This window comes from Amycolatopsis sp. NPDC043887, from assembly GCF_056435665.1.
This window is the reverse complement of record NZ_JBWKEB010000017.1, coordinates 104257-123958: the sequence shown is the minus strand read 5'-3', so window position 1 is coordinate 123958 and position 19702 is coordinate 104257. Positions and strand designations below refer to the sequence as shown.

The following is a 19702-nucleotide window of genomic DNA, read 5'->3' as shown; positions in this document are numbered from 1 at the left end:
GAGGACGCACGGGCCATTGAGCTTCGCGTCACCTGACGCTCCCCTCTTCGGGCCGAAGAGGCTTACCCTGCGGTATGTGCGTGCCATCCTCGTCGTGAATCCCCAGGCCACCTCGACCACCGCCGGTGGCCGTGACGTGCTGGCGCACGCACTGGCCAGCCAGGTCAAACTCGACGTGGTGGAGACCGACTACCGCGGTCACGCGATGGCCGTCGCGCGGTCCGCCGCCCGCGACGGGATCGACCTGGTGGTCGCCCACGGCGGCGACGGCACGGTCAACGAGGTGGTCAACGGTCTGCTCGCGGACGCCGACGGCGATCCGGCGAAGGTCGGCGGCGCCCCCATGCTCGGTGTCGTGCCGGGCGGCTCGGCGAACGTCTTCGCCAGGGCGCTGGGCATCGCGCACGATCCCGTGGAAGCGACCCATCAGCTCCTCAACGCCATCGAGAACGACCGGAGCCGCGAAGTGGGCCTCGGGATCGCCGACGGCCACTGGTTCACCTTCAACGCCGGCATGGGCTGGGACGCGGACGTCGTCGGCCGCGTGGCCAAACGCCGGGGCAAGCAGACCACCGCCGGGCTCTACCTGAGGGCCGCGGTGGCGTCGCATCTGCGGCCTCCGCTCGGCCGCCCGCCGCTCACGGTCAGGATCCCGGGTGAAGAGCCCACCGAAGTGCTGACCGCTTTCGTGTCGAACACCGATCCGTGGAGCTACCTGGGCAACCGTCCCGTCCACCTGAACCCGGACAGCTCGTTCGACACCGGACTGGGCCTTTTCGCGTTGAGCGGTCTGGGATTGCCCACCGTGTTCAAGCATGTACGGCAGGCATTGCTCACGAAGAGCGACCAACGCGGGCGACGTCTCCTTCGTCACGATGACCTGCCGATGATCCGCATAGACGCTGCTGAACCGGTAAACTTCCAGGTGGACGGCGACCTCGTCGGCCAGCGGAAGAGGGTGGAGTTCTTCAGCGTCCCGGAAGCACTGACGGTAATCGTCTGACGACCGGTCCGCTGATCGCCTGCGGCAAAGTACGAACTGCCGCTCATCGACGCAGAACCTCCGCTCACCGCATCGACCTTCCCTTCGGAAGGCCGTTTCGGACCGAAACCGCAGGTCAGAAGCGTCGCTCGGCCGGGTGAGCTGACTCACCGATCTTCAGAAAACCCTTGTCGAAACGGGTGCTTCGTGAAAGCATTCACAAGCACCCAAAAAACGACCGCCATGACGACTATGGCGCGGAGTACCGCGCCGTTATGAAGGAGCTCAGAAACATGGACTGGCGCCACGACGCGGCCTGCCGAGACGAGGACCCCGAGCTGTTCTTCCCCGTGGGAACCAGCGGTCCTGCTCTGTCGCAGGTAGCGCAGGCGAAGGCCGTGTGCCACCGCTGCACCGTCGCTTCCGACTGCTTGGCCTGGGCATTGGCCAGCGGGCAGGACGCAGGCGTCTGGGGCGGGATGAGCGAGGACGAGCGACGGGCCCTGAAGCGCCGTCGTACGCACATCGGCACGCGTACCTCCGCCTGAGTCTTTCGGACTCAGCACGCTTCATCGCATTACTCACAACTGAGCAAGACCCCAAGCTTCGGGAAACTCCCGCGGCGCGATGGCCGCATGGCCGTGCTTCGCGAGGTGACACGTACCCGACTTGAGCTTAACAAGCGAGGCCGACACGCCCTCACGGGGGTATGGCTTCAGCGGACTTTTTTCAAGTCCTCCCGCGGAACCGTTACAGGGCCGGCGCCATTTTCTCTTCGGGCGCCGGCCCTAAAACGTGTCCGGATGAGACTGTCCCTTGTGGATGATCAAAAGGGACAGTCCACTAGAGACGTCGCGACAACGGGATCCGCAGCGCCGCTTCGGTTCCCAGCCGTCGTCCGCCGGTCTCTTCGGATTCCCCGCGCAATCCCCTGATCGACAGCGATCCGCGCAGCTCCGACTCCACCAGTGTCCGCACGATCTGGAGCCCGAGGCCGTCGCTGCGTTCCAGTGAGAAACCCGAGGGGAGTCCGCGCCCGTTGTCGCGGATGACGACGTCGAGCCAGCGCGCGGAGCGCTCCACCACGAGTTCGACCTTGCCCGGCCGTCCGTCGGGGAACGCGTGCTCGATGGCGTTCTGGACGAGTTCGGCCAGCACCATCACCAACGGCGTCGCGATCTCGGCGACGACGACTCCGAACGAACCGGTGCGCGAAAGCCCGACCTGCGACTCCGCCGTCGCGACCTCACCGACCATCGGGAGGACGTTGTCGAGCAGCTTGTCGAGGTCGACCCGCTCGTCCACCGAGATGGACAGCGCCTCGTGCACCATCGCGATCGACGAGACCCGGCGCACGGACTCGCCGAGCGCCAGCCGCGCCTCCTCGCTGGAGGTCCGGCGCGACTGGAGCCGCAACAGCGCGGCGACGGTCTGCAGGTTGTTCTTCACGCGGTGGTGGATCTCGCGGATGGTCGCGTCCTTCGAAAGGAGAGCGCGGTCACGGCGCTTCACCTCGGTGACGTCGCGCACCAGCACGAGCGCGCCCGCGGCCTGCCCGGCGGGACGCAGCGGCAGCGCACGGAAGAGCACTACGGCGCCGCGGCGGGAATCCGCCTCCGTCCGGCTGCTGGGCTTGCCGTCGAGCGCCTCGATGATCCGGTGCGACACCTCGGTCGCGTCGAACGGGTCACGGATGAGCGACCGGGTCAGCGGCGCGAGGCGCTGCCCGACGAGGTCGGACTCGTGCCCCATCCGGTGATAGGCCGACAACCCGTTCGGGCTGGCGAAGACCACCGTGCCGGTCGGGTCGAGGCGGATCAGGCCGTCGCCGACCCGCGGGCTCGTATGCGTGTCCGTCTGGTTCCCCGGACTGGGGAACGTGCCGTCGACGATCATCTGGCACAGGTCGCCCGCGCTGCCGAGATACGCGATCTCGAGCGGGCTGGGCACCCGTGAGGCCGCCAGGTTGGTCTCGCGGCTGAGGACGGCGATCACCGTGCCCGCGAACACCACCGGGATGGCCTCGCGGCGCATCGGCAGGTCGCGGTACCAGTGCGGATCCTCTTCGCGGCAGATCCGCACCTCACGGCCGGCCTTGGCCAGCTGCGGGTGCTCGTCGACGGTGAACCGGGAGCCGACGACATCCTCCGGATGGGCCGTCGGCGCCGTCGTCGGGCGTGCGTGGGCGACGCACACGTAGTCGCCGCCGTCGGGTTGCAGCTCCTCCGAGACGGCGACCCACAGCAGGAAGTCGGCGAAGGACAGGTCGGCCAGCAGCTGCCATTCGGCGACCACGGTCTGGAGGTGGTCCGCGGCTTCACCGGACAGGCCGGTGTTCTCCGCGAGCAGATCGGAAAGGGTGGACACGTCCCCATCCAAGCAGGGTGAGGGCCGCATGACACACTGGAGAGGTTGACCCTGGCCCAGCGGTGTCGTATCACCCCGCGAGGGCCACTCGGACGAGGAGTGAAACATGTCGAAGCGCGCCCGCAAGCGTCGCGACCGTAAGAAGAACGGCGCGAACCACGGCAAGAAGCCCAACTCCTGATCATCGATCAGACAGCGAAGGCCCCCGCACCGATCGGTACGGGGGCCTTCGTGTGTCCTGAGGCGCTACTGCTCGAAGGTCTGCTCGATCTTGACCTCGGTGCGCTCGATGGTGATCGAGCCCTTGGTCTGCACGGTCTGGCGGATGGAGGCCCGCAGCCGGGACTTGAGGTCGTCCGGCGCGTGGTCGCCGCCGCACTTGCGCGCGAGGAGCTGCTTGATGTGCTCGTCGATGCCGTATTCCTCGAGGCACGGCGGGCAGTCCTCGATGTGCTTGCGCAGGGCGGCGTCGCGCTCGGCGCTGCACTCCTTGTCCAGCAGCAGGTAGATGTCGGCGAGGGCTTCCTCGCACCTGACCTTGTCGTCCGCGCCGGCGCAGTAGTCCTCGGTCATCGCCCCGCCACCTCCTGCTGCTTGCCCGAGCGGATGAAGCCCCGCTCGCGGGCGACGTCGGCGAGCAGGTCACGGAGCTGGGCGCGGCCGCGGTGCAGCCGGGACATCACGGTGCCGATGGGCGTGTCCATGATCTCGGCGATCTCCTTGTACGCGAAACCTTCGACATCGGCGAGGTAGACCGCGAGGCGGAACTCCTCTGGCAGCTTCTGCAGCGCTTCCTTGACGTCGGCGTCGGGCAGGTTGTCCATCGCCTCGACCTCGGCCGAGCGCAGCCCGCTGGAGGTGTGACTCTCCGCCTTGGCGATCTGCCAGTCGGTGATCTCCTCGGTGGGCTGCTGCACCGGCTGGCGCTGACGCTTGCGATAGCCGTTGATGTAGGTGTTGGTGAGGATGCGGTACATCCACGCCTTGAGGTTCGTGCCCGCCTTGAAAGACGCGAAGGCCGCGTACGCCTTCAGGTACGTCTCCTGGACGAGGTCCTCGGCATCGGCGGGATTCCGGGTCATCCGCATGGCGGCCGAGTACAGCTGGTCGAGCAGGGGCATCGCGTCCCGCTCGAAGCGCTCGGCCCGCGCGGCCGCCTCTTCGGCGTCCGTGCCCGTGTCCGGCGCGGGATTCTGCGTGCTCGGCAAACCGTTCCCTTCCCGATCGGCGTCGATGCGCTTGTGCGCATGAGACGTCGTCGAGTTTACGCGCGGACGGATCACCTGGCCGCCCGGCGTGCGCGGGATCAGGATTCGGGGAGCTTCGAGTGTGGTGGACACGTGCCTTTCAACAGTGACGCCCGGTCGGGCATTCCCGGCGCGCTCGTAGACTCCGCCCATGGCAGGCAAGGGAACCCCGGCGACGGCGCTGCTGGCGAAGCAGAAGGTGGCGCATGTTCTGCACGCCTACGACCACGATCCGCGGGCCGAGTCGTACGGCCTCGAAGCCGTCGAAGCGCTGGGGCTCGACCCCGCGCGCGTGTTCAAGACACTGGTCGCCGAGGTCGACGGGAAACTGACCGTCGGTGTGGTCCCGGTCACCGGCCAGCTGGATCTGAAGGCGCTGGCGGCCGCCGTGCGCGGGAAGAAGGCGAAGATGGCCGACCCCGCCGCCGCGCAGCGCGCGACGGGATACGTGCTGGGCGGGATCTCACCGCTCGGACACCGGAGCACGCTGCCGGTGGTGATCGACTCGTCGGCGGAGAAGTTCGAGACCGTGCACTGCTCGGCCGGGCGGCGCGGGCTGGAGGTCGAACTCGCGCCCGGCGACCTGGCGCGGCTCACCGGTGCCGTGGTCGCCCCGATCGCCGGCTGACCTCCCGCATTTCGTCCTCTGAATGCGGTAGTTGCACGCGCAAGGACCGCATTCAGAGGACGAAATGCGGGAGGAGACTCACTCTCGCGAGGGAGGGGAGTCGGTCCGCAGCGGGAAGATCACGCGGCCACGCTCGGGAATCGTCGTCGGCAAGTGAACGACGACTCCTGGGAGCGACGAAATGACCAAGACCGTGCCCGGCGTACCGAGGTGGGCGAACCTCGCCGCCCACGCGACGCTGCTGGCGACCTTGCCCTCCGGGCTGTGGCGGATCGCGATGGGCCTCGGCATCCCGGTCGGGTTCACCGCGCAGGGGCTGGACGAGTTCGGCGTCCCCGGCTGGGGCACGGCCTACGCCTTCGGCCTGAGCCTGCTCGCCGAAGCGCTCGCGTTCCTCACCCTCGGGCTCGTCCGGCCTTGGGGTGAAGTGTGGCCGCGCTGGATCCCGGGGCTGCGTGGCCGCCGGATCCCGCCGCTCGCGGCGATCCTCCCGGCCGCCGCGGGCGCGATCACCCTGACCGCGCTGAGCGTCCGAGCACCGTTCGGCTGGGCGGAGGCCGGTTCTTCGATGGCGCCGGGAAGCTGGGAAGACTCGCCGGTCTACGGCGTCGTCATGGCCGCTTGTTACGCGCCGATCCTGCTCTGGGGCCCGCTGCTGGCCGCAGTCACCGTGCACTACGCCCGGCGGCGGTTCTCAGGTGAGCGGCCGCAGCACACGCTCCAGCCACTCGGCGGCCGCGCGTGACACGCCTTCGAGGTCGGCGCTGAGGTTGTGGTCGCCCTTGAGCACCACGATCTCGTGATGCGGCCCGGCCTTGGGCAGGCCGAACGGGTCCCGGTCACCCTGCACCACCAGGGTCGGGACCTCGACGGCGTCCAGTTCACCCTGCCGGGTCTTCTCCGGCTTCCCCGGCGGATGCTCGGGGAAGGCCAGGCAGAGCACCGCCACCGCCTGCCCCGTCGCGGCGGTCCGGCAGGCGACGCGGGCCCCGGACGACCGGCCGCCGAACACGAGCGGAAGATCGTCGAAGCGCGCGGAGATCTCGTCGGCCACGGTGAGCCAGGCGGTGTCGAGCTGGGTGGCGGGAGCGGGCGCCCGGCGGCCCGCCACCCGGTACGGCTGCTCGACGAGCGCGACGTGGACACCGGCCGCCTGCGCCGCGCGGGTGACCGCGACCAGGTCCTTCGCGCCGATCCCCCCGCCGGCGCCGTGGCCGAGCATCAGCACCGCGACGCCTTCCTCGGCACAGTGCAGCTCGGCCCGCGCGGGGCCGTAGGCGGTGTCGATCTCCAGCTTCGTCATGAGTTCGGCAGCTCGAAGAGCGAGCTTTCGGCGGCGGGTTCGACGCGGTCCACCAGCTCCGGACCGTTGTTGCGGACGTTGTTGACCAGGCTGGACACCGGCCGCAGCTCGATCGTGTCGACCAGGTCCGCCGGGGGCGGGACGAGCAGATCGGTGACGTCGGCCAGATCCGGGTCGAGCCAGGTGTCCCACTTTTCGCGCGGCATCAGCAGCGGCATGCGGTGGTGGATGTCGGTGAGCCTGCCGACCGAGTCGGTGGTGATCACGGAGAAGGTGATCAGCGGGTCGGCCTCTTTGTCGTCCTTCGGCCGCCAGGTCTCCCAGATCCCGGCGAACGCGAGCGACTCGTCGCCCGGTCCGGTCATGAAGAACGGCTGCTTCTCCTTGCCGTCACGCCGCCACTCGTACCAGCCGTCGGCGGGGACGAGGCAACGCCGCGCGGAAACCGCCTTCTTGAACGACGGCTTCTCCTTGGCGGTCTCGGCACGCGTGTTGATCATCTTCGAGCCGACGCCGGGGTCCTTCGCCCAGAACGGGACCAGCCCCCAGCGCATCATCCGCAGCGACCGCACGGCGGGCTCGTCTTCGAGCACCGCGCCGTCCGCGTCACGCGGATGCCGCCGCACGACGGTGGGGACGACCTTGGTCGGCGCCACGTTGTGATCGGTCCGGACCCGGCCCTCGGTCAGGTCCACCGCGGCGAACTCGTCGATCAGCGCCGCCGGGTCCTTGGTCGCGGCATAACGCCCGCACATGCGAAAACCTCCCTGATCGACAGCCATCGTTACACGCTACCGAGGCGTTGGCGAGCAGCATGGGATCATAGTTTCGCGGTGTGCGAAGAGCAGGAGGCGGTTTGGCTGGCAAGGACTGGCGCAGGCTGGACGAATCCGACGTGCGGATCCGTCCCGGCAAGGGCACCAGGCCGCGCAGCAAACGCCGCCCCGAGCACGCGGACGCCTCCACCGCGATGGTCATCGGCAAGGACCGCGGCCGCTGGACCTGCGCGATCGACTCCGATCCGGACCGGGTCGTCACCGCGATGCGGGCCCGTGAGCTGGGCCGGGTCCCGGTCGTCGTCGGTGACACCGTCGGCATCGTCGGCGACGTGAGCGGCAGGCCCGACACCCTCGCCCGCATCATCCGGGTGGACGAACGCTCCAGTGTGCTGCGCCGGACCGCGGACGACACCGACCCCTTCGAACGGGTGGTCGTCGCCAACGCCGAGCAGTTGCTGATCGTCACCGCGCTGGCCGATCCTCCGCCGCGCACCGGATTCATCGACCGCTGTCTCGTCGCCTGTTACGCGGGCGGCCTCGAACCGGTCCTGTGCCTGACGAAGGCCGACCTCGCGAGCCCGGACGAACTCCTCGCCGGTTACGCGGGCCTCGACATCCCGGCGGTGGTCACCCGGCACGACGAGCATCCGGAAGAACTGACCGGACGGCTCAAGGGCAGGCTCACCGCGCTGGTCGGGCATTCCGGGGTCGGGAAGTCCACTTTGGTCAACCGGCTGGTGCCGGACGCCGGACTGGCGACCGGCGTGGTCAGCGCGGTCGGCAAGGGCCGTCACACGTCCGTCGCGGCGGTCGCGCTCCCCCTGCCCGGCGGCGGCTGGGTGGTCGACACCCCCGGCGTCCGCTCGTTCGGACTGGCCCACGTGACCGCCGACGACATCGTGCTCGCGTTCGAGGAGTTCGCCGAGGCCGCCGAGGAGTGCCCATCCGGCTGCGGGCACCTCGGGCCGCCCTCGGACCCGGACTGCGCACTCGACGACGTGGTCACCGAGGGTGACGCGAGCCCGGAGCGTTTGACCTCGTTGCGGCGCCTTCTGGGCTCCCGAGCTGGGCATGACGACGATCGGTAACTAATTTCGGCTTCGCGCGATAACCCGTTCGGATTAGATCAACTTTTCTGAGGGGTCCCCTTGAAGCGCGTAACCACACTCGCCGCCATCACCACGGCCGCCGTCCTGGCGCTGTCCGCCTGCGGTGGCGAAAAGCAGCCCACCGCGGCTGCTCCCGCTCCTGCTCCTTCCGAGCAGAAGAGCCTGCTGTCGGCGCCGCTCGGCGACCCGATCCAGCTCGCGGCCCTGACCCGCGAGAGCACCAAGAAGGCCAAGTCGTCGAAGGTGACGATGGAGACCGTCGCCGGCACCGAAAAGAACACGGTGACCGGGCAGGGCGTGTACGACGGTGACAACACCAAGTTCTCGATGACCTTGGAGGACGTCAGCGAGAAGCCGGAGATCATCTACGTCGACAACGCGCTGTACTGCAAGCTCGGCGCGGACGACAAGGCCGAGCTGAAGACCGACAAGTCGTACGTGAAGATCTCCGCCGACGGCCAGGACCCCATCTCGCTGGTGCTCGGCAAGACGATGTCGAAGGCCATCAAGGACAGTGACCCGTCGCGCACCCTCGAGCAGGTCTCGAAGGCGGGCAAGATCACGAAGTCGGACCAGGTCGAGCTGAATGGTGAGCTCACCAACCACTACGTCATCGAGATCGAGGTCGAGAAGGCCATCGCCCTCGTCGTCGGCGACATCGGCATCCCCCTGCCCGCCGATGTCCTGAAGCAGCTCGACGCGAAGCTCAAGGGCAAGAACGTCACCATCCCCACCGAGCTGTGGCTCAACGCCGACCAGCTGCCGGTGCAGGTCGTTTCGGACCAGACCGCGTTCGTGAAGGCCATGGGCGCCCCCGGTGACGGCGTCGCCAAGACCACGGTCAAGTACACCGACTGGGGCAGCCCGGTGAACATCACCGCCCCGCCCGCCGACCAGGTCGGCGACCTGGCGGAGATCATGAAGAAGGCCGGCGGCCGGTAGGTGCGTGCCACCTTCAAGTTCGTCGCGGTGGCCGCGGCCCTGACCCTCGTGGTCACGGGCTGCGGCACCCGTCCGGAGGCGACCCCCGAGAACACCAAGGGCGGCGGCGAACTCGCGCTGGCCAGCCCGTTCACCGACGCGCTCGGCCTCGTCGAGGCCGCTAAGCAGGGGACTCAGAAGGCGAAGTCCTCCACGACGATCATCGACGGCATGCTCGGGGCCCAAGCGGTCACGGGCACGGTGAAGGCGTTCTACGACGGTCCCGCCACGAAGCTCGAGGCGAACATGACCGTCGACGGCGAAACGGTCGGGATGCGCCTGGTGGACCGGATCCTGTTCATCAAGCTGTCCGGCGACCAACGGGCCGAGCTCAAGACAGCCAAGACCTGGGGAAAGATCCCGTTGGACAGCGAGGAACCCCGGAGGAAGGCCATCGGGAAGGCCATGCAGCGGTCGTTCGAGATGGGCGACCCGGCGAAGCAGCTGGAGATGGTCGAAAAGACCGGCAAGATCATCAAGTCGGAACAGACCCAGCTGAACGGCGTGCCGGTGAACCACTACTTCGTGGAATTCGACATGCGGAAGCAGTTCGACCTGTTCCTCGGCGACGACCTGCCCGCGGACCAGCGGGCAGAGGTCGAGAAGCGGCTCGAAGGCAAGGACCTGCGGGTTCCGGCCGAGCTGTGGATCAACGCCGAGCAGCTTCCGGTGAAGATGACCATGGACATGACCTCGCTCATGAAGGGGATGGGGGCACCCGAGACGGTCGAGGCCAAATCGACCTACACCTACAGCGACTGGGGAGCGGCCGTCGATGTCTCCCCGCCGCCCGACGGGGAGGTCGCCGACTACATCGAGCTGATGGGCGGCTAGACCTTCACGCGCTTCCGGACCATCGGACGGTGGAAATTCACGCGATAGGCGCTACGGTAGTGGTACAGACCATTCACCCGAGGGAGTCCCATGCGTGCCACCGGATTCGCCGTCGTCTGTACCGCTCTCCTGCTGCTGGGCGGCTGCTCCGGGGAAGGGAAACCGGCGGCACAGCCGGTGAACGACGCGGCGCAACTGGCCTCGGCCGCCGCCGCGGGCACGCAGAAGGCCCGCTCGTCCAAGATCGCGCTGGAGACCACCACTGAGGACGGCCGCAAGGTCGTGGTCACCAGTTCCGGGCTCTACGAGGGCCAGAACAGCAAGTTCTCCATGGTCGCCGAGGTCGCGGGTGAGAAACGGGACCTGATCTTCGCCGACGGCGTCCTCTACTACCACCTGTCGGACACTCAGGTCCGGGAATTCAAGACCGACAAGGAATGGGTCAAGATCACCGCCGGCGGCAAGGATTCGCTCTCCGCGGCCAACGGCGTGTTGCTGACGAACGTCGTCGAGACGATGGATCCGACGCGGACGATCGACCGGATCTCGAAGTCGGGCAAGGTCACCAAGTCCGAACAGGCCGATGCGGACGGCACGGCCGCCACGCGGTACGTCCTCGACCTCGGCGGTGCCCCGGCCGAGCTGTGGCTGGACGGCGAGCAGCGCCCGGTGCGGGTCACCATCGGCAAGGCCACGGTCAAGTACGACAGCTGGGCTTCGGACGTGGTGATCATCGCGCCGCCGCCCGAGGCGGTCGGCGACAGCCGCTGAGCCGTCCCCCGATCGGGGTGCGGGCCACCGCTGTGTTTCGCTTGGGCGCCCGCCTTTGAAAGCAGGTCCTCATGCGGAGAACGGCCCTGTCCACCGTCGTGCTCGTCGCCGGCGCGCTGCTCGGCGCGTGCGACGGCGGAGCCGTGTCGTTCGCCGACGCCCGCGCGCTCGCCGACGGAGCCACGTCCGCCATGGACGGCAAGGCCGCGAAGTTCGTCACCGAGGTCGCCGCGGGCACGATGCGGTCGAAGAGCCAGGGACAGGCGAGGGTCGCGGGGGCGGGCACCGCGCTGGCCATGTCCACGGACTTCCTCGGCGAACCCCTCGAACTCCGACTCGTCGACAAGATCGTCTTCGCCAAGGTCCCGGAAGCCGCCCGCGAGGACGTCCCCGGCGGAAAACCCTGGGTGAAGGTCTCCCCCGACGGCGCGGATCCGTTTTCGCAGGTCGCCGGCGGCAGCATCGACCAGCTGGCGAAGCAGAACGACCCCGCCCGCGCGCTCGACCAGGTGCGGAAGGCGGGCACGCTCACCGAATCCGGGTACACCGAACTCGACGGGATGCCCGCCGAGCACTACCGGCTGGACGTCGACCTGGCCGCGCTGGGCGGTGATCTGCCCGCCGGGTTGTCGGCCGAGGCCGTCGGCGAATTGCGGGGGAAGGTCGGGAAGATCCCCATGGAGGTCTGGCTCGACGACACGCACCGGCCGGTGCGGATCGTGCTCGACCTCGCGCCGGTCCTCGCCGCTTCGGGTGTCCCGGACAGCGCGACGGCCCGGATCGTCACGCGTTACGGCGAATGGGGCACGCAGGCCGACATCCAGGCGCCGCCGCCGGAGGAGATCGGGGAGATCCCGGCGGGCTGACCCGTCACGTTCCCCGCGCGCGTCTCGTCCCTCTCGTGAAGGCGGGACAGGAGGAGCGGACATGCGGGTGATGGTGATCGGGGCGACCGGGGTGCTGGGGCGCCCGCTGGTGCGGCGTCTGCTGGCCGAAGGCCACGAGGTGAGCGGGCTGGCCCGCGGGGTGGACCGGGTCGCGGCGGTGCGCGCGACCGGGGCGAAACCGGTGCCGGGTTCGCTGTTCGACGTCGATTCCCTGGCAGGCGCGCTGAACGGGCACGACGCGGTGCTGAACGTCGCGACCCGCATCCCGGACGCGCGCCACGCGATGACGTTGTCCGGCTGGGCCGAGAACGACCGGGTGCGGATCACCGGCAGCAGGACGCTGGCGAATGCCGTGCGCCGGGTCGGTGAGGTGGGAATCGTGGTGCAGGAAGGGATTTCGTTCGTCTACGCCGACGGCGGTGACCAGGAACTGGACGAGGACGCGCCCCTCGAGCTGCGCGGCAACATCGCGTCTTCGACGGTGGCGCACGCGAACATCGCGGAACTGGCGGACGAGGGGCGCACCGCGATCCGGTTGCGGATCGGGCTCCTGGTCGCCGACGATCCGATGACCACGACGATGCTGGCGGCCGCGCGGCGCGGTTCGCCGCTGATCTTCGGCCGCCGGACCGACTGGACCGCGGCGATCCATCCGGACGACGCGGCGGCGGGCGCGATCGCGGCGCTGCGGGCACCGAGCGGCGTCTACAACCTGGCCGCGGATCCGGTGCGGAAGCAGGAACTCGGCGAGGCGATGGCCGCGGCGGCCGGTGTCCGCCGTCCGCGCGCGCTGCCGAAGTGGCTGGCGAACCGCCTGGGCCTGATGTCGGTGCTGGCGCGCTCGCAGCGCGTCGTCTCGGCCCGGCTCACCGAAGCGACCGGCTGGCGCCCCGAGCGCCCGGTTCCCGGCCCGTCCTGGTTCTGACGCGTTTCGTCCTCTGAATGCGGTAGTTGCGCGTGCAAGGATCGCATTCAGAGGACGAAACGCGGAGGGGTTACAGGAGTTCCAGCAGGAACGGGAGTTCTTGAGGCGCGTACCAGGCGAGTTCGTGGTCTTCGGCGTCGCCGAGGGTGAACTCCGCGTCCGGGTCGCCGAGGTCGGCTTGGTCGATCACCGCGGCGGCGGCCTGCACGGTCTCGGCGGCCTCGGCCGCGTCGACGTGGATCGCGGCGACGCCGGCGATCTTCACCGGCCCGGACAGCCGGACGACGGCGGCGTCGAGATCCGGGCGCAACGTGACCTCCTCGACGTCTGCCGAGATCACCACGCGCCGCGGCTCGGGCTTCTCCTCGGCCGCGATCAGCCGGAGCGACGCCCTCGCGGCGTCGAGCAGCGCGGCGTATTCGAGTTCTTCGTCGGAACCGCTGGCGTAGGACTCCCGCAGCGCCGGGGTCAGCGCGAATCCCGTGCCACTCCGCGCCCGGAACTCGCCGGTGGTTTCGAGCTCACGGAGCATCGCGATCGTCGCCGGTAGATAGACCCTCACCAGTGCGCACCCTTCAGCTCTTCCAACGATTCCTCGATCATCCCGGCGAGCAGGTCCACATCGGACACGGCCTTGCGGTCGCCGTTCAGTCCGAAGTAGACACCGCCGTGATACGAGGTGACCCCGATCGCCAGCGCCTGATTGCGCACCAGCGGCATGACCGGGAACATCTCCACCATCTTCGCCTGTCCCGCGTAGAGCGGCACCTGCGGGCCCGGTGAGTTGGTGATCAGCACGTTGAAAATGCGCCCCGACATCGACCCGGCCGCCCGCGCGCCCAGCGAATGCAGCGTCGCCGGGGCGAAACCGCCGACCGTCAGCAGCCCGCGCGCGGCGACCGAACGGCCGGAGTCGAGGTGGTCCGCCATCGCGTGGCCGATGTGCTGCAGCCGCAGGACCGCGTTCGGCTCCCCGACCGGGAGATCGACCAGATAGGCGTCGACCTGGTTCCCGACCAGTGCCGGCGTCGAGAACTCGGCCGTCTCGGCGTCGCGGACGGCCATCGGCACCAGCGCACGCACGGTGGTCGTCGCGGTCAGGTTCGAGCCGCGGGAGAGCAGCCATTCCCGCAGCGCGCCGGTGATCGCGGCAAGCACGACGTCGTTGACCGTCCCGCCGTGCGCGGCGCGGACCTTGCGGAAATCCTCCAGCCGCGTACGGACCACGGCGAACACGCGGCCGCCCGAGGTGCGGACGTTGAGCGGCCCGGACGGCGCCGGATTCACCATGGTCTTCAGCGCCGACGCGACGTCACCGACCGTTTCGGTGACCTTGCCCGCCATCGCGGTGGCGTCGTGGGCGATGGAGCGGACGTTCTCCACCAGCTCCGTCGGCCGCTGCACGGTCTCGGCGACCGCGTCGAGGATCAGCTGCGTACGGCTCGGTTCCCGGCGCGGATGCCAGGTGTCGTCGAACGGTTCCGGCTCCTGCGGGGTGGCGTCGAGGATCAGCTGCCCGAGCTCGATGGTGCCGATCCCGTCCACGACGGACTGATGCGTCTTGGTCACCAGCGCGACGCGGTCGCCCGCGAGGCCCTCGACGAAATACGCCTCCCAGAGCGGCCGTCCCGGGTCGAGCCGCCGCGACATCAGCCGCGCGACGAGGTCGAACAGCCGGCCGTCGGAACCCGGCTGCGGCAGCGCGGACCGGCGGACGTGGTAGTTCAGGTCGAAGTCGACGTCGTCGACCCACACCGGCCTGGCGAGATGCCCCGGCACCTCCAGCACCCGCTGCCGGTAACGCGGCAGGAAGGCGAGGCGCTGCCCGATCAGGTCCAGCAGCTGCTCGTGGGTGAAGCCGTCGCGCGGCCGCTCGAAGATCGCCACACCGCCGACGTGCATCGGGGTCGAGTGGTCTTCCACGTACAGGAACGAGGCGTCCAGCGCGGAGAGGCGGTCGGGCATGAGCCGATCCTTACACAGTGGGACACTCGCCGGTGTGGGTGATGAGTCGGTGATCTCGCCGAAGGACCGGTTCCTGACGGTGTACGGGCGCAAACCGGTGCTCGAGGCCTTGGACGACGCGGCGCTCGAGGTGGACAAGGTGATCCTCGCCGACACCGTGCGAGGGCCGAACGCCGCCGAGATCCAGCGTGCCGCCAAGGCCGCCGGGGTACCGGTACAGCGCGCGAGCGCGCATCGCGTCAAGGTGCTGGCCGGCAACGGCAAACAGGACCAGGGCGTGCTGGCCGACGTCGTCGCCCCGCGGATGCGCTCCCTGCACGCGGCCCTGTCCGACGGCAGGCCGCCGTCGCGGGTGCTGCTGCTCGACGGCATCACCACCCCGGCGAACGTCGGGATGATCCTGCGCACGGCGACCGCGGCCGGGCTGGACGGGGTCGTGGTACCGCGGCGCGGCGTCGCCGCCCTCGACCCGATGGTGGTCAAGGCTTCGGCCGGGGTCGCGTTCCGCGCGCCGGTGCTGCGATGCGGCAGCGCGCGCGAGGCGGCCGAGATGCTCACCGAGGCCGGCTACGGGATCTTCGCGATGGGCGCTTCCGCCCGAAGCTCGGTGTTCGACGTCGAGCTGCCGCAGCGCGCGGCCTTCGTGCTGGGCGGGGAGACGAACGGCGTCGGGGCCGAGGTCGGCGAGCTGGTCACGGAGTGGGTGTCGATCCCGATGCCGGGCGAGGTCGAGTCGCTGAACGTGTCGGCCGCCGCGGCGGTGCTGTCCTTCGAGCTGGTGCGGCGCGCTAAGGCGCCGGGAACAAGGCGCTGAGCTCGGTCAGCGTCTCCTCGACGTAGGTGTGGTGCACCCCCGCCATCCCGGCCGCCACCGCCGCGCGGACGTTGTGCGCGGCGTCGTCGACGAACACGCACCGGCCGGCGGGCAGGTCGAGCAGTCCCGCGGTGAGCAGGTAGACCTCGCGTTCGGGTTTGGCCACGCCGACCTCACCGGAGAAGACGAGGGCGTCGAAGAACGGGCCGAGCGACCGTTTGGCCTCGTCGGAGGCGCCGGGAGCGTTCGAGAGCAAGGCCGTTTTGATGCCGCGCTCCCTCGCCGCCCGCAGGAAGCCGTACAGCTCGTCCGCGCCGGCGTCCGTGAGCACCCCGACGTAGTCGATGACCAGCCCTTTCAGCACGGGCCCACCGTACACAAGCGATCGCCGCCCGGTTCATCCTCTCGGGCGGTCCTTGTCGCGGTTCCGCCCGCCATCTGCCCCTTAGTTGCTGGGCGCGGCCGAGGGGGCCGCGGAGGGGGACTGTCAGATGAAGTCGTACGTACTGAGACGGCTTGAACCGTGTGAGCCGCCGTACCGGGTCGCCGGCAGGCCGGACGGCCTGGTGCACCGGGCCGCGGCGCCGGACAACCAGCTCGTGCTGGACCTGCCGCTGTTCGGCGAAGCCGTCGTGGAGGAACCACGGCCGCGACCGGACACCCCCGACGGCCGGCAGGTCGGCAGGCTGCTGACCACCATCCTCGAAGCCTGTGACGGGCGCCGTCCCGCGGTCCAGGTGCGGCCCATCCTCGACCCGGCGCTGCACAGCGCGCTGCTCGACAGCGGCCGCCGCCGTCCCTCGGGCGGCTACCGGCCGAAGTCGGTCCACCTGGGGCATCCGGCGGACGGCGTCGTCGAAGCCTGCGCGACCGTCGAACAGAACGGACGCTGCCTCGCGCTGGCCGCCCGCTTCGAGCGGACACCGTCGGGCTGGGTGTGCACCCGCTTCCACCTGCTGAAGCCGCCGAGACGGGTCTCCGCGCTCGCGGCCTGAAGCGCGTGAAGGCCCCTTCCCTCGGCTGGTCATTCGAAACCGTGGCCGAGGGAAGGGGGCCTTCACGCGCCTTGGGGCCTTTAGCGGCGCGGGCCCTTCTTGCCCTTCTTCTGGGATGCGCGCTGCGCGGCGCGACGCTCCCGGCGGGTTCCGCCCTGGTCGCCACCGGCACTGCCGGCACTGTCCGAATGCGACTCGACGCCGCCGTCCTCGGACGGGCCCGACATCGTCAGCCCGGACCGCGAACCGCCGCCGAGTCCCTTGCCCCGCAAGGCGGACGGCACGGACTCGGTGTCGGTCGCCGGCGCCTGCGGAGGCGTCGGGCGGGCGTGCCGTCCGTCGCCGTTGGCGGCCTGGCCGTTCCCGGAGCCGACACCGGCGGGCAGCGCGGACGCCGACTCCGGCGCCGGGGTGGTGGGCTCGGCCTGCTCGACCTGGAGGTTGAACAGGAAACCGACGGCCTCCTCCTTCAGCGACTCCAGCATCGCGCGGAACATGTCGTAGCCCTCGCGCTGGTACTCGATGACCGGGTCGCGCTGCGCCAGGGCCCGCATGCCGATGCCCTCCTTGAGATAGTCCATCTCGTAGAGGTGCTCACGCCACTTGCGGTCGAGCACGGTGAGCATCACCTGGCGCTCCAGGCTGCGCATCGCGCCTTCGCCGACCTTCGCGTCGATCTCGGCTTCGCGCTCGTCGTACGCGCGGTGCGCGTCTTCGAGCAACGCCTCACGAAGCTTGTCGGCGTCGAGGTCGTCGTCCTCGGTGAGCTCTTCCCAGGTGACCTTGACCGGGTACAGCTGCTTCAGCGCCGTCCACAGCTTCTCGTGGTCCCAGTCCTCGGCGTAGCCCGTGGCGGTCTCTTCGGTGACGTACGCGTTGATGACGTCGACCAGCATGTGCTCGATCTGCTCGCGGAGATCCTCGCCTTCGAGGACGCGCAGGCGCTCGGCGTAGATCACCTTGCGCTGCTCGTTCATGACCTCGTCGTACTTGAGGACGTTCTTGCGGATCTCCATGTTCTGCTGCTCGACCTGCGTCTGAGCGCTCTTGATCGCCTTGGAGACCATCTTGTGCTCGATCGGCACGTCGTCCGGCAGCCGCATGGTGGTCATGACCCGCTCGACCATCGTCGCGTTGAAGCGGCGCATGAGCTCGTCACCGAGCGACAGGTAGAACCGGGACTCGCCCGGGTCGCCCTGACGGCCGGAACGACCGCGGAGCTGGTTGTCGATCCGGCGCGACTCGTGCCGCTCCGTGCCGAGCACGTACAGCCCGCCCGCCGCGCGGACCTCCTCGGCCTCGGCCTTGGTGTCGGCCTGGACCTCTTCGAGCACCTTCGGCCAGGCGGCCTCGTACTCCTCGGAGTGCTCCACCGGGTCGAGGCCGCGGTCGCGCAGCACCTCGTCGGCGATGATGTCCGGGTTGCCGCCGAGCACGATGTCGGTACCGCGGCCCGCCATGTTGGTGGCGACCGTGACCGCGCCCTTGCGCCCGGCGCGGGCGACGATCAGCGCCTCCCGGTCGTGGTGCTTGGCGTTGAGGACCTCGTGCGGGACACCCAGCTTGAGCAGCAGCTTCGACAGGTGCTCGGACTTCTCGACACTCGTGGTGCCGACCAGCACCGGCTGGCCCTTCTCGTGCCTCTCGGCGATGTCCTCGGCGACGGCCTCGAACTTGGCCTGCTCGGTCTTGTAGATCAGGTCGGCCTGGTCGGCGCGGACCATCGGCTTGTTGGTCGGGATCGGCACCACACCCAGCTTGTAGGTCTGGTGGAACTCGGCCGCCTCGGTCTCGGCGGTACCGGTCATGCCCGCCAGCTTGTCGTAGAGCCGGAAGTAGTTCTGCAGCGTGATCGTGGCGAGCGTCTGGTTCTCGGCCTTGATCTCGACGCCTTCCTTGGCCTCGATCGCCTGGTGCATGCCCTCGTTGTAGCGGCGGCCGTGCAGGATGCGGCCGGTGAACTCGTCGACGATGAGGACCTCACCGTCACGGACGATGTAGTCCTTGTCGCGCTTGTAGAGCTCCTTGACCTTCAGCGCGTTGTTCAGGTAGCCGACCAGCGGCGTGTTCGCGGCCTCGTAGAGGTTGTCGATGCCGAGCTGGTCCTCGACGAACGCGACACCCTTCTCGGTGACACCGACGGTGCGCTTGCGGATGTCCACCTCGTAGTGGACGTCCGGCTTCATCAGCGGGGTCATCCGGGCGAACTCGATGTACCAGCGCGAGGACTGGTCGGCCGGGCCCGAGATGATCAGCGGCGTCCTGGCCTCGTCGATGAGGATGGAGTCCACCTCGTCGACGATCGCGAAGTTGTGGCCGCGCTGCACGCAGTCTTCGAGGCTCCACGCCATGTTGTCGCGGAGGTAGTCGAAGCCGAACTCGTTGTTCGTGCCGTGCGTGATGTCGGCGGCGTACTGCTGGCGGCGGACCTCGGGCGTCTGGTCGGCCAGGATGACCCCGACCTCGAGGCCGAGGAAGCGGTGGATGCGGCCCATCCACTCGGCGTCACGTTTGGCGAGGTAGTCGTTCACCGTGATGACGTGCACGCCCTTGCCGGAGACGGCGTTCAGGTACGCGGGGAGGACCTGGGTCAGGGTCTTGCCCTCACCGGTCTTCATCTCGGAGACCTGGCCGAGGTGCAGCGCGGCGCCGCCCATCAGCTGGACGTCGTAGGGCCGCTGGCCGAGCACGCGCCAGGCCGCCTCCCTCGCCACCGCGAAGGCCTCCGGCAGGAGGTCGTCGAGGGACTCGCCGTCCGCGTGCCGTTTACGGAACTCGTCGGTCTTGGCCCGCAGCGCGGAGTCCGACAGATCCTTGACGTCGTCTTCGAGGGTGTTGATGTGATCGGCGATGTGTCGCAGCCGCTTCACCATTTTGCCCTCGCCCGCGCGGAGCAGGCGGTTCAGCACCATCCGGTCGACCTCACTAGCTGATTGTGATCGCACCCGAGCCGGTCCCGGGCAATCTCGTACGCGGTGGCGCCTGGTAACGCACCACCGTCCGCCCCCATCGTAGGGAACACCTCGGTGTTCGCGCACGCACCGTCGGTCGGTAACTGACGGGACGAGGCCGCGTCCCGCCTGATCCGGACATGACGGCGGCCCGCACGGGACGC

22 protein-coding genes are annotated in these 19702 nt (G+C 69.2%); 13 read left to right on the top strand and 9 right to left on the bottom strand.

Going from position 1 to position 19702, the window contains the following annotated elements; genetic code table 11:
* Positions 1-76: 76 nt before the first annotated feature.
* Both AC069H_RS35245 and AC069H_RS35240 read left to right on the top strand, forming a co-directional pair.
* Positions 77-1003: a diacylglycerol/lipid kinase family protein gene (locus AC069H_RS35245; protein WP_478226318.1), complete on the top strand. Its 927-nt coding sequence runs from the start codon at positions 77-79 to the stop codon at positions 1001-1003.
* A gap of 272 nt (positions 1004-1275) precedes the next feature.
* On the top strand, positions 1276-1530 hold the full coding sequence (locus AC069H_RS35240) for a WhiB family transcriptional regulator (RefSeq protein WP_007028999.1): 255 nt from the start codon (positions 1276-1278) through the stop codon (positions 1528-1530).
* Positions 1531-1825: 295 nt separating this feature from the next.
* Here AC069H_RS35240 and AC069H_RS35235 read toward each other — a convergent pair whose 3' ends face one another.
* On the bottom strand, positions 1826-3349 hold the full coding sequence (locus AC069H_RS35235) for a sensor histidine kinase (protein WP_478226317.1): 1524 nt from the start codon (positions 3347-3349) through the stop codon (positions 1826-1828).
* A 106-nt stretch (positions 3350-3455) separates the two neighbouring features.
* On the opposite strand from AC069H_RS35235, the gene AC069H_RS35230 reads away from it, so the two are divergent.
* On the top strand, positions 3456-3530 hold the full coding sequence (locus AC069H_RS35230; RefSeq protein ID WP_369299112.1) for a 50S ribosomal protein bL37: 75 nt from the start codon (positions 3456-3458) through the stop codon (positions 3528-3530).
* 65 nt (positions 3531-3595) lie between these two features.
* Here AC069H_RS35230 and rsrA read toward each other — a convergent pair whose 3' ends face one another.
* Together rsrA and AC069H_RS35220 are read right to left on the bottom strand one after the other, a co-directional pair.
* The gene (gene rsrA, locus AC069H_RS35225; RefSeq protein ID WP_340687175.1) at positions 3596-3922 is read right to left on the bottom strand and encodes a mycothiol system anti-sigma-R factor; all 327 of its coding nucleotides are present in this window, start codon (positions 3920-3922) and stop codon (positions 3596-3598) included.
* Complete coding sequence (locus AC069H_RS35220; RefSeq protein WP_126735738.1) at positions 3919-4557, bottom strand: sigma-70 family RNA polymerase sigma factor; 639 nt, start codon at positions 4555-4557, stop codon at positions 3919-3921. The genes rsrA and AC069H_RS35220 overlap by 4 nt, the downstream gene beginning before the upstream one ends.
* A 190-nt stretch (positions 4558-4747) precedes the next feature.
* Between AC069H_RS35220 and ybaK the strand changes: the two genes are divergently transcribed.
* Positions 4748-5224, top strand: coding sequence for a Cys-tRNA(Pro) deacylase (ybaK, locus tag AC069H_RS35215; protein WP_478226315.1), 477 nt, complete (start codon positions 4748-4750; stop codon positions 5222-5224).
* Between the two features lie 181 nt (positions 5225-5405).
* Complete coding sequence (locus tag AC069H_RS35210; protein ID WP_478226314.1) at positions 5406-5969, top strand: hypothetical protein; 564 nt, start codon at positions 5406-5408, stop codon at positions 5967-5969.
* On the opposite strand, the gene AC069H_RS35205 is transcribed toward AC069H_RS35210, so the two are convergent.
* The gene (locus tag AC069H_RS35205; RefSeq protein WP_478235211.1) at positions 5919-6527 is read right to left on the bottom strand and encodes an alpha/beta hydrolase family protein; all 609 of its coding nucleotides are present in this window, start codon (positions 6525-6527) and stop codon (positions 5919-5921) included. The genes AC069H_RS35210 and AC069H_RS35205 overlap by 51 nt on opposite strands.
* Complete coding sequence (locus AC069H_RS35200) at positions 6524-7282, bottom strand: SOS response-associated peptidase (protein WP_478235232.1); 759 nt, start codon at positions 7280-7282, stop codon at positions 6524-6526. The genes AC069H_RS35205 and AC069H_RS35200 overlap by 4 nt, the downstream gene beginning before the upstream one ends.
* Positions 7283-7383: 101 nt before the next feature.
* Here AC069H_RS35200 and rsgA point away from each other — a divergent pair, with 101 nt between their 5' ends.
* From rsgA to AC069H_RS35170, 6 genes are all read left to right on the top strand, one after another.
* On the top strand, positions 7384-8394 hold the full coding sequence (gene rsgA, locus AC069H_RS35195; protein WP_478235210.1) for a ribosome small subunit-dependent GTPase A: 1011 nt from the start codon (positions 7384-7386) through the stop codon (positions 8392-8394).
* Between the two features lie 60 nt (positions 8395-8454).
* Positions 8455-9357 (top strand): SCO4651 family lipoprotein, encoded by a 903-nt coding sequence (locus tag AC069H_RS35190; RefSeq protein WP_478235209.1) that lies wholly within the window; start codon positions 8455-8457, stop codon positions 9355-9357.
* Positions 9358-10230, top strand: coding sequence for an SCO4651 family lipoprotein (locus AC069H_RS35185; RefSeq protein ID WP_478235208.1), 873 nt, complete (start codon positions 9358-9360; stop codon positions 10228-10230).
* Between the two features lie 90 nt (positions 10231-10320).
* Entirely contained in the window at positions 10321-11001 is a 681-nt protein-coding gene (locus AC069H_RS35180; RefSeq protein ID WP_478235207.1) for a hypothetical protein, read from the top strand.
* A 71-nt stretch (positions 11002-11072) separates the two neighbouring features.
* A complete protein-coding gene (locus AC069H_RS35175; RefSeq protein WP_478235206.1) occupies positions 11073-11867 on the top strand; it encodes an SCO4651 family lipoprotein in 795 nt (264 codons plus the stop codon).
* A gap of 61 nt (positions 11868-11928) precedes the next feature.
* Positions 11929-12813 carry an NAD-dependent epimerase/dehydratase family protein gene (locus AC069H_RS35170; protein WP_478235205.1) on the top strand — a complete coding sequence of 295 codons (885 nt, stop codon included), beginning with the start codon at positions 11929-11931 and terminating at the stop codon, positions 12811-12813.
* 70 nt (positions 12814-12883) lie between these two features.
* Here the strand turns inward: AC069H_RS35170 and AC069H_RS35165 are convergent, their stop codons facing one another.
* Complete coding sequence (locus tag AC069H_RS35165; protein WP_478226306.1) at positions 12884-13375, bottom strand: DUF6912 family protein; 492 nt, start codon at positions 13373-13375, stop codon at positions 12884-12886.
* A complete protein-coding gene (locus AC069H_RS35160; protein ID WP_478226305.1) occupies positions 13372-14778 on the bottom strand; it encodes a WS/DGAT/MGAT family O-acyltransferase in 1407 nt (468 codons plus the stop codon). Before AC069H_RS35160 ends, AC069H_RS35165 begins: the two co-directional genes overlap by 4 nt.
* 34 nt (positions 14779-14812) lie before the next feature.
* On the opposite strand from AC069H_RS35160, the gene AC069H_RS35155 reads away from it, so the two are divergent.
* On the top strand, positions 14813-15592 hold the full coding sequence (locus AC069H_RS35155) for a TrmH family RNA methyltransferase (protein WP_478226304.1): 780 nt from the start codon (positions 14813-14815) through the stop codon (positions 15590-15592).
* Here AC069H_RS35155 and AC069H_RS35150 read toward each other — a convergent pair.
* Entirely contained in the window at positions 15567-15971 is a 405-nt protein-coding gene (locus AC069H_RS35150; protein ID WP_478235204.1) for an HAD family hydrolase, read from the bottom strand. The genes AC069H_RS35155 and AC069H_RS35150 overlap by 26 nt on opposite strands.
* A 112-nt stretch (positions 15972-16083) precedes the next feature.
* On the opposite strand from AC069H_RS35150, the gene AC069H_RS35145 reads away from it, so the two are divergent.
* Positions 16084-16587, top strand: coding sequence for an Rv3235 family protein (locus tag AC069H_RS35145; protein WP_478226302.1), 504 nt, complete (start codon positions 16084-16086; stop codon positions 16585-16587).
* An 80-nt stretch (positions 16588-16667) separates the two neighbouring features.
* On the opposite strand, the gene secA is transcribed toward AC069H_RS35145, so the two are convergent.
* Entirely contained in the window at positions 16668-19499 is a 2832-nt protein-coding gene (gene secA, locus AC069H_RS35140) for a preprotein translocase subunit SecA (RefSeq protein ID WP_478235203.1), read from the bottom strand.
* Positions 19500-19702: the final 203 nt, after the last annotated feature.

Excerpts from the sequence above, each read along its gene's own strand:
- AC069H_RS35240 (WP_007028999.1), top strand. The coding sequence starts at position 1,276 with ATGGACTGGCGCCACGACGCGGCCTGCCGAGACGAGGACCCCGAGCTG.
- rsrA (WP_340687175.1), bottom strand. The coding sequence starts at position 3,922 with ATGACCGAGGACTACTGCGCCGGCGCGGACGACAAGGTCAGGTGCGAG.
- ybaK (WP_478226315.1), top strand. The coding sequence starts at position 4,748 with ATGGCAGGCAAGGGAACCCCGGCGACGGCGCTGCTGGCGAAGCAGAAG.
- AC069H_RS35210 (WP_478226314.1), top strand. The coding sequence starts at position 5,406 with ATGACCAAGACCGTGCCCGGCGTACCGAGGTGGGCGAACCTCGCCGCC.
- AC069H_RS35205 (WP_478235211.1), bottom strand. The coding sequence starts at position 6,527 with ATGACGAAGCTGGAGATCGACACCGCCTACGGCCCCGCGCGGGCCGAG.
- AC069H_RS35200 (WP_478235232.1), bottom strand. The coding sequence starts at position 7,282 with ATGTGCGGGCGTTATGCCGCGACCAAGGACCCGGCGGCGCTGATCGAC.
- AC069H_RS35180 (WP_478235207.1), top strand. The coding sequence starts at position 10,321 with ATGCGTGCCACCGGATTCGCCGTCGTCTGTACCGCTCTCCTGCTGCTG.
- AC069H_RS35175 (WP_478235206.1), top strand. The coding sequence starts at position 11,073 with ATGCGGAGAACGGCCCTGTCCACCGTCGTGCTCGTCGCCGGCGCGCTG.
- AC069H_RS35170 (WP_478235205.1), top strand. The coding sequence starts at position 11,929 with ATGCGGGTGATGGTGATCGGGGCGACCGGGGTGCTGGGGCGCCCGCTG.
- AC069H_RS35160 (WP_478226305.1), bottom strand. The coding sequence starts at position 14,778 with ATGCCCGACCGCCTCTCCGCGCTGGACGCCTCGTTCCTGTACGTGGAA.
- AC069H_RS35145 (WP_478226302.1), top strand. The coding sequence starts at position 16,084 with ATGAAGTCGTACGTACTGAGACGGCTTGAACCGTGTGAGCCGCCGTAC.
- secA (WP_478235203.1), bottom strand. The coding sequence starts at position 19,499 with ATGGTGCTGAACCGCCTGCTCCGCGCGGGCGAGGGCAAAATGGTGAAG.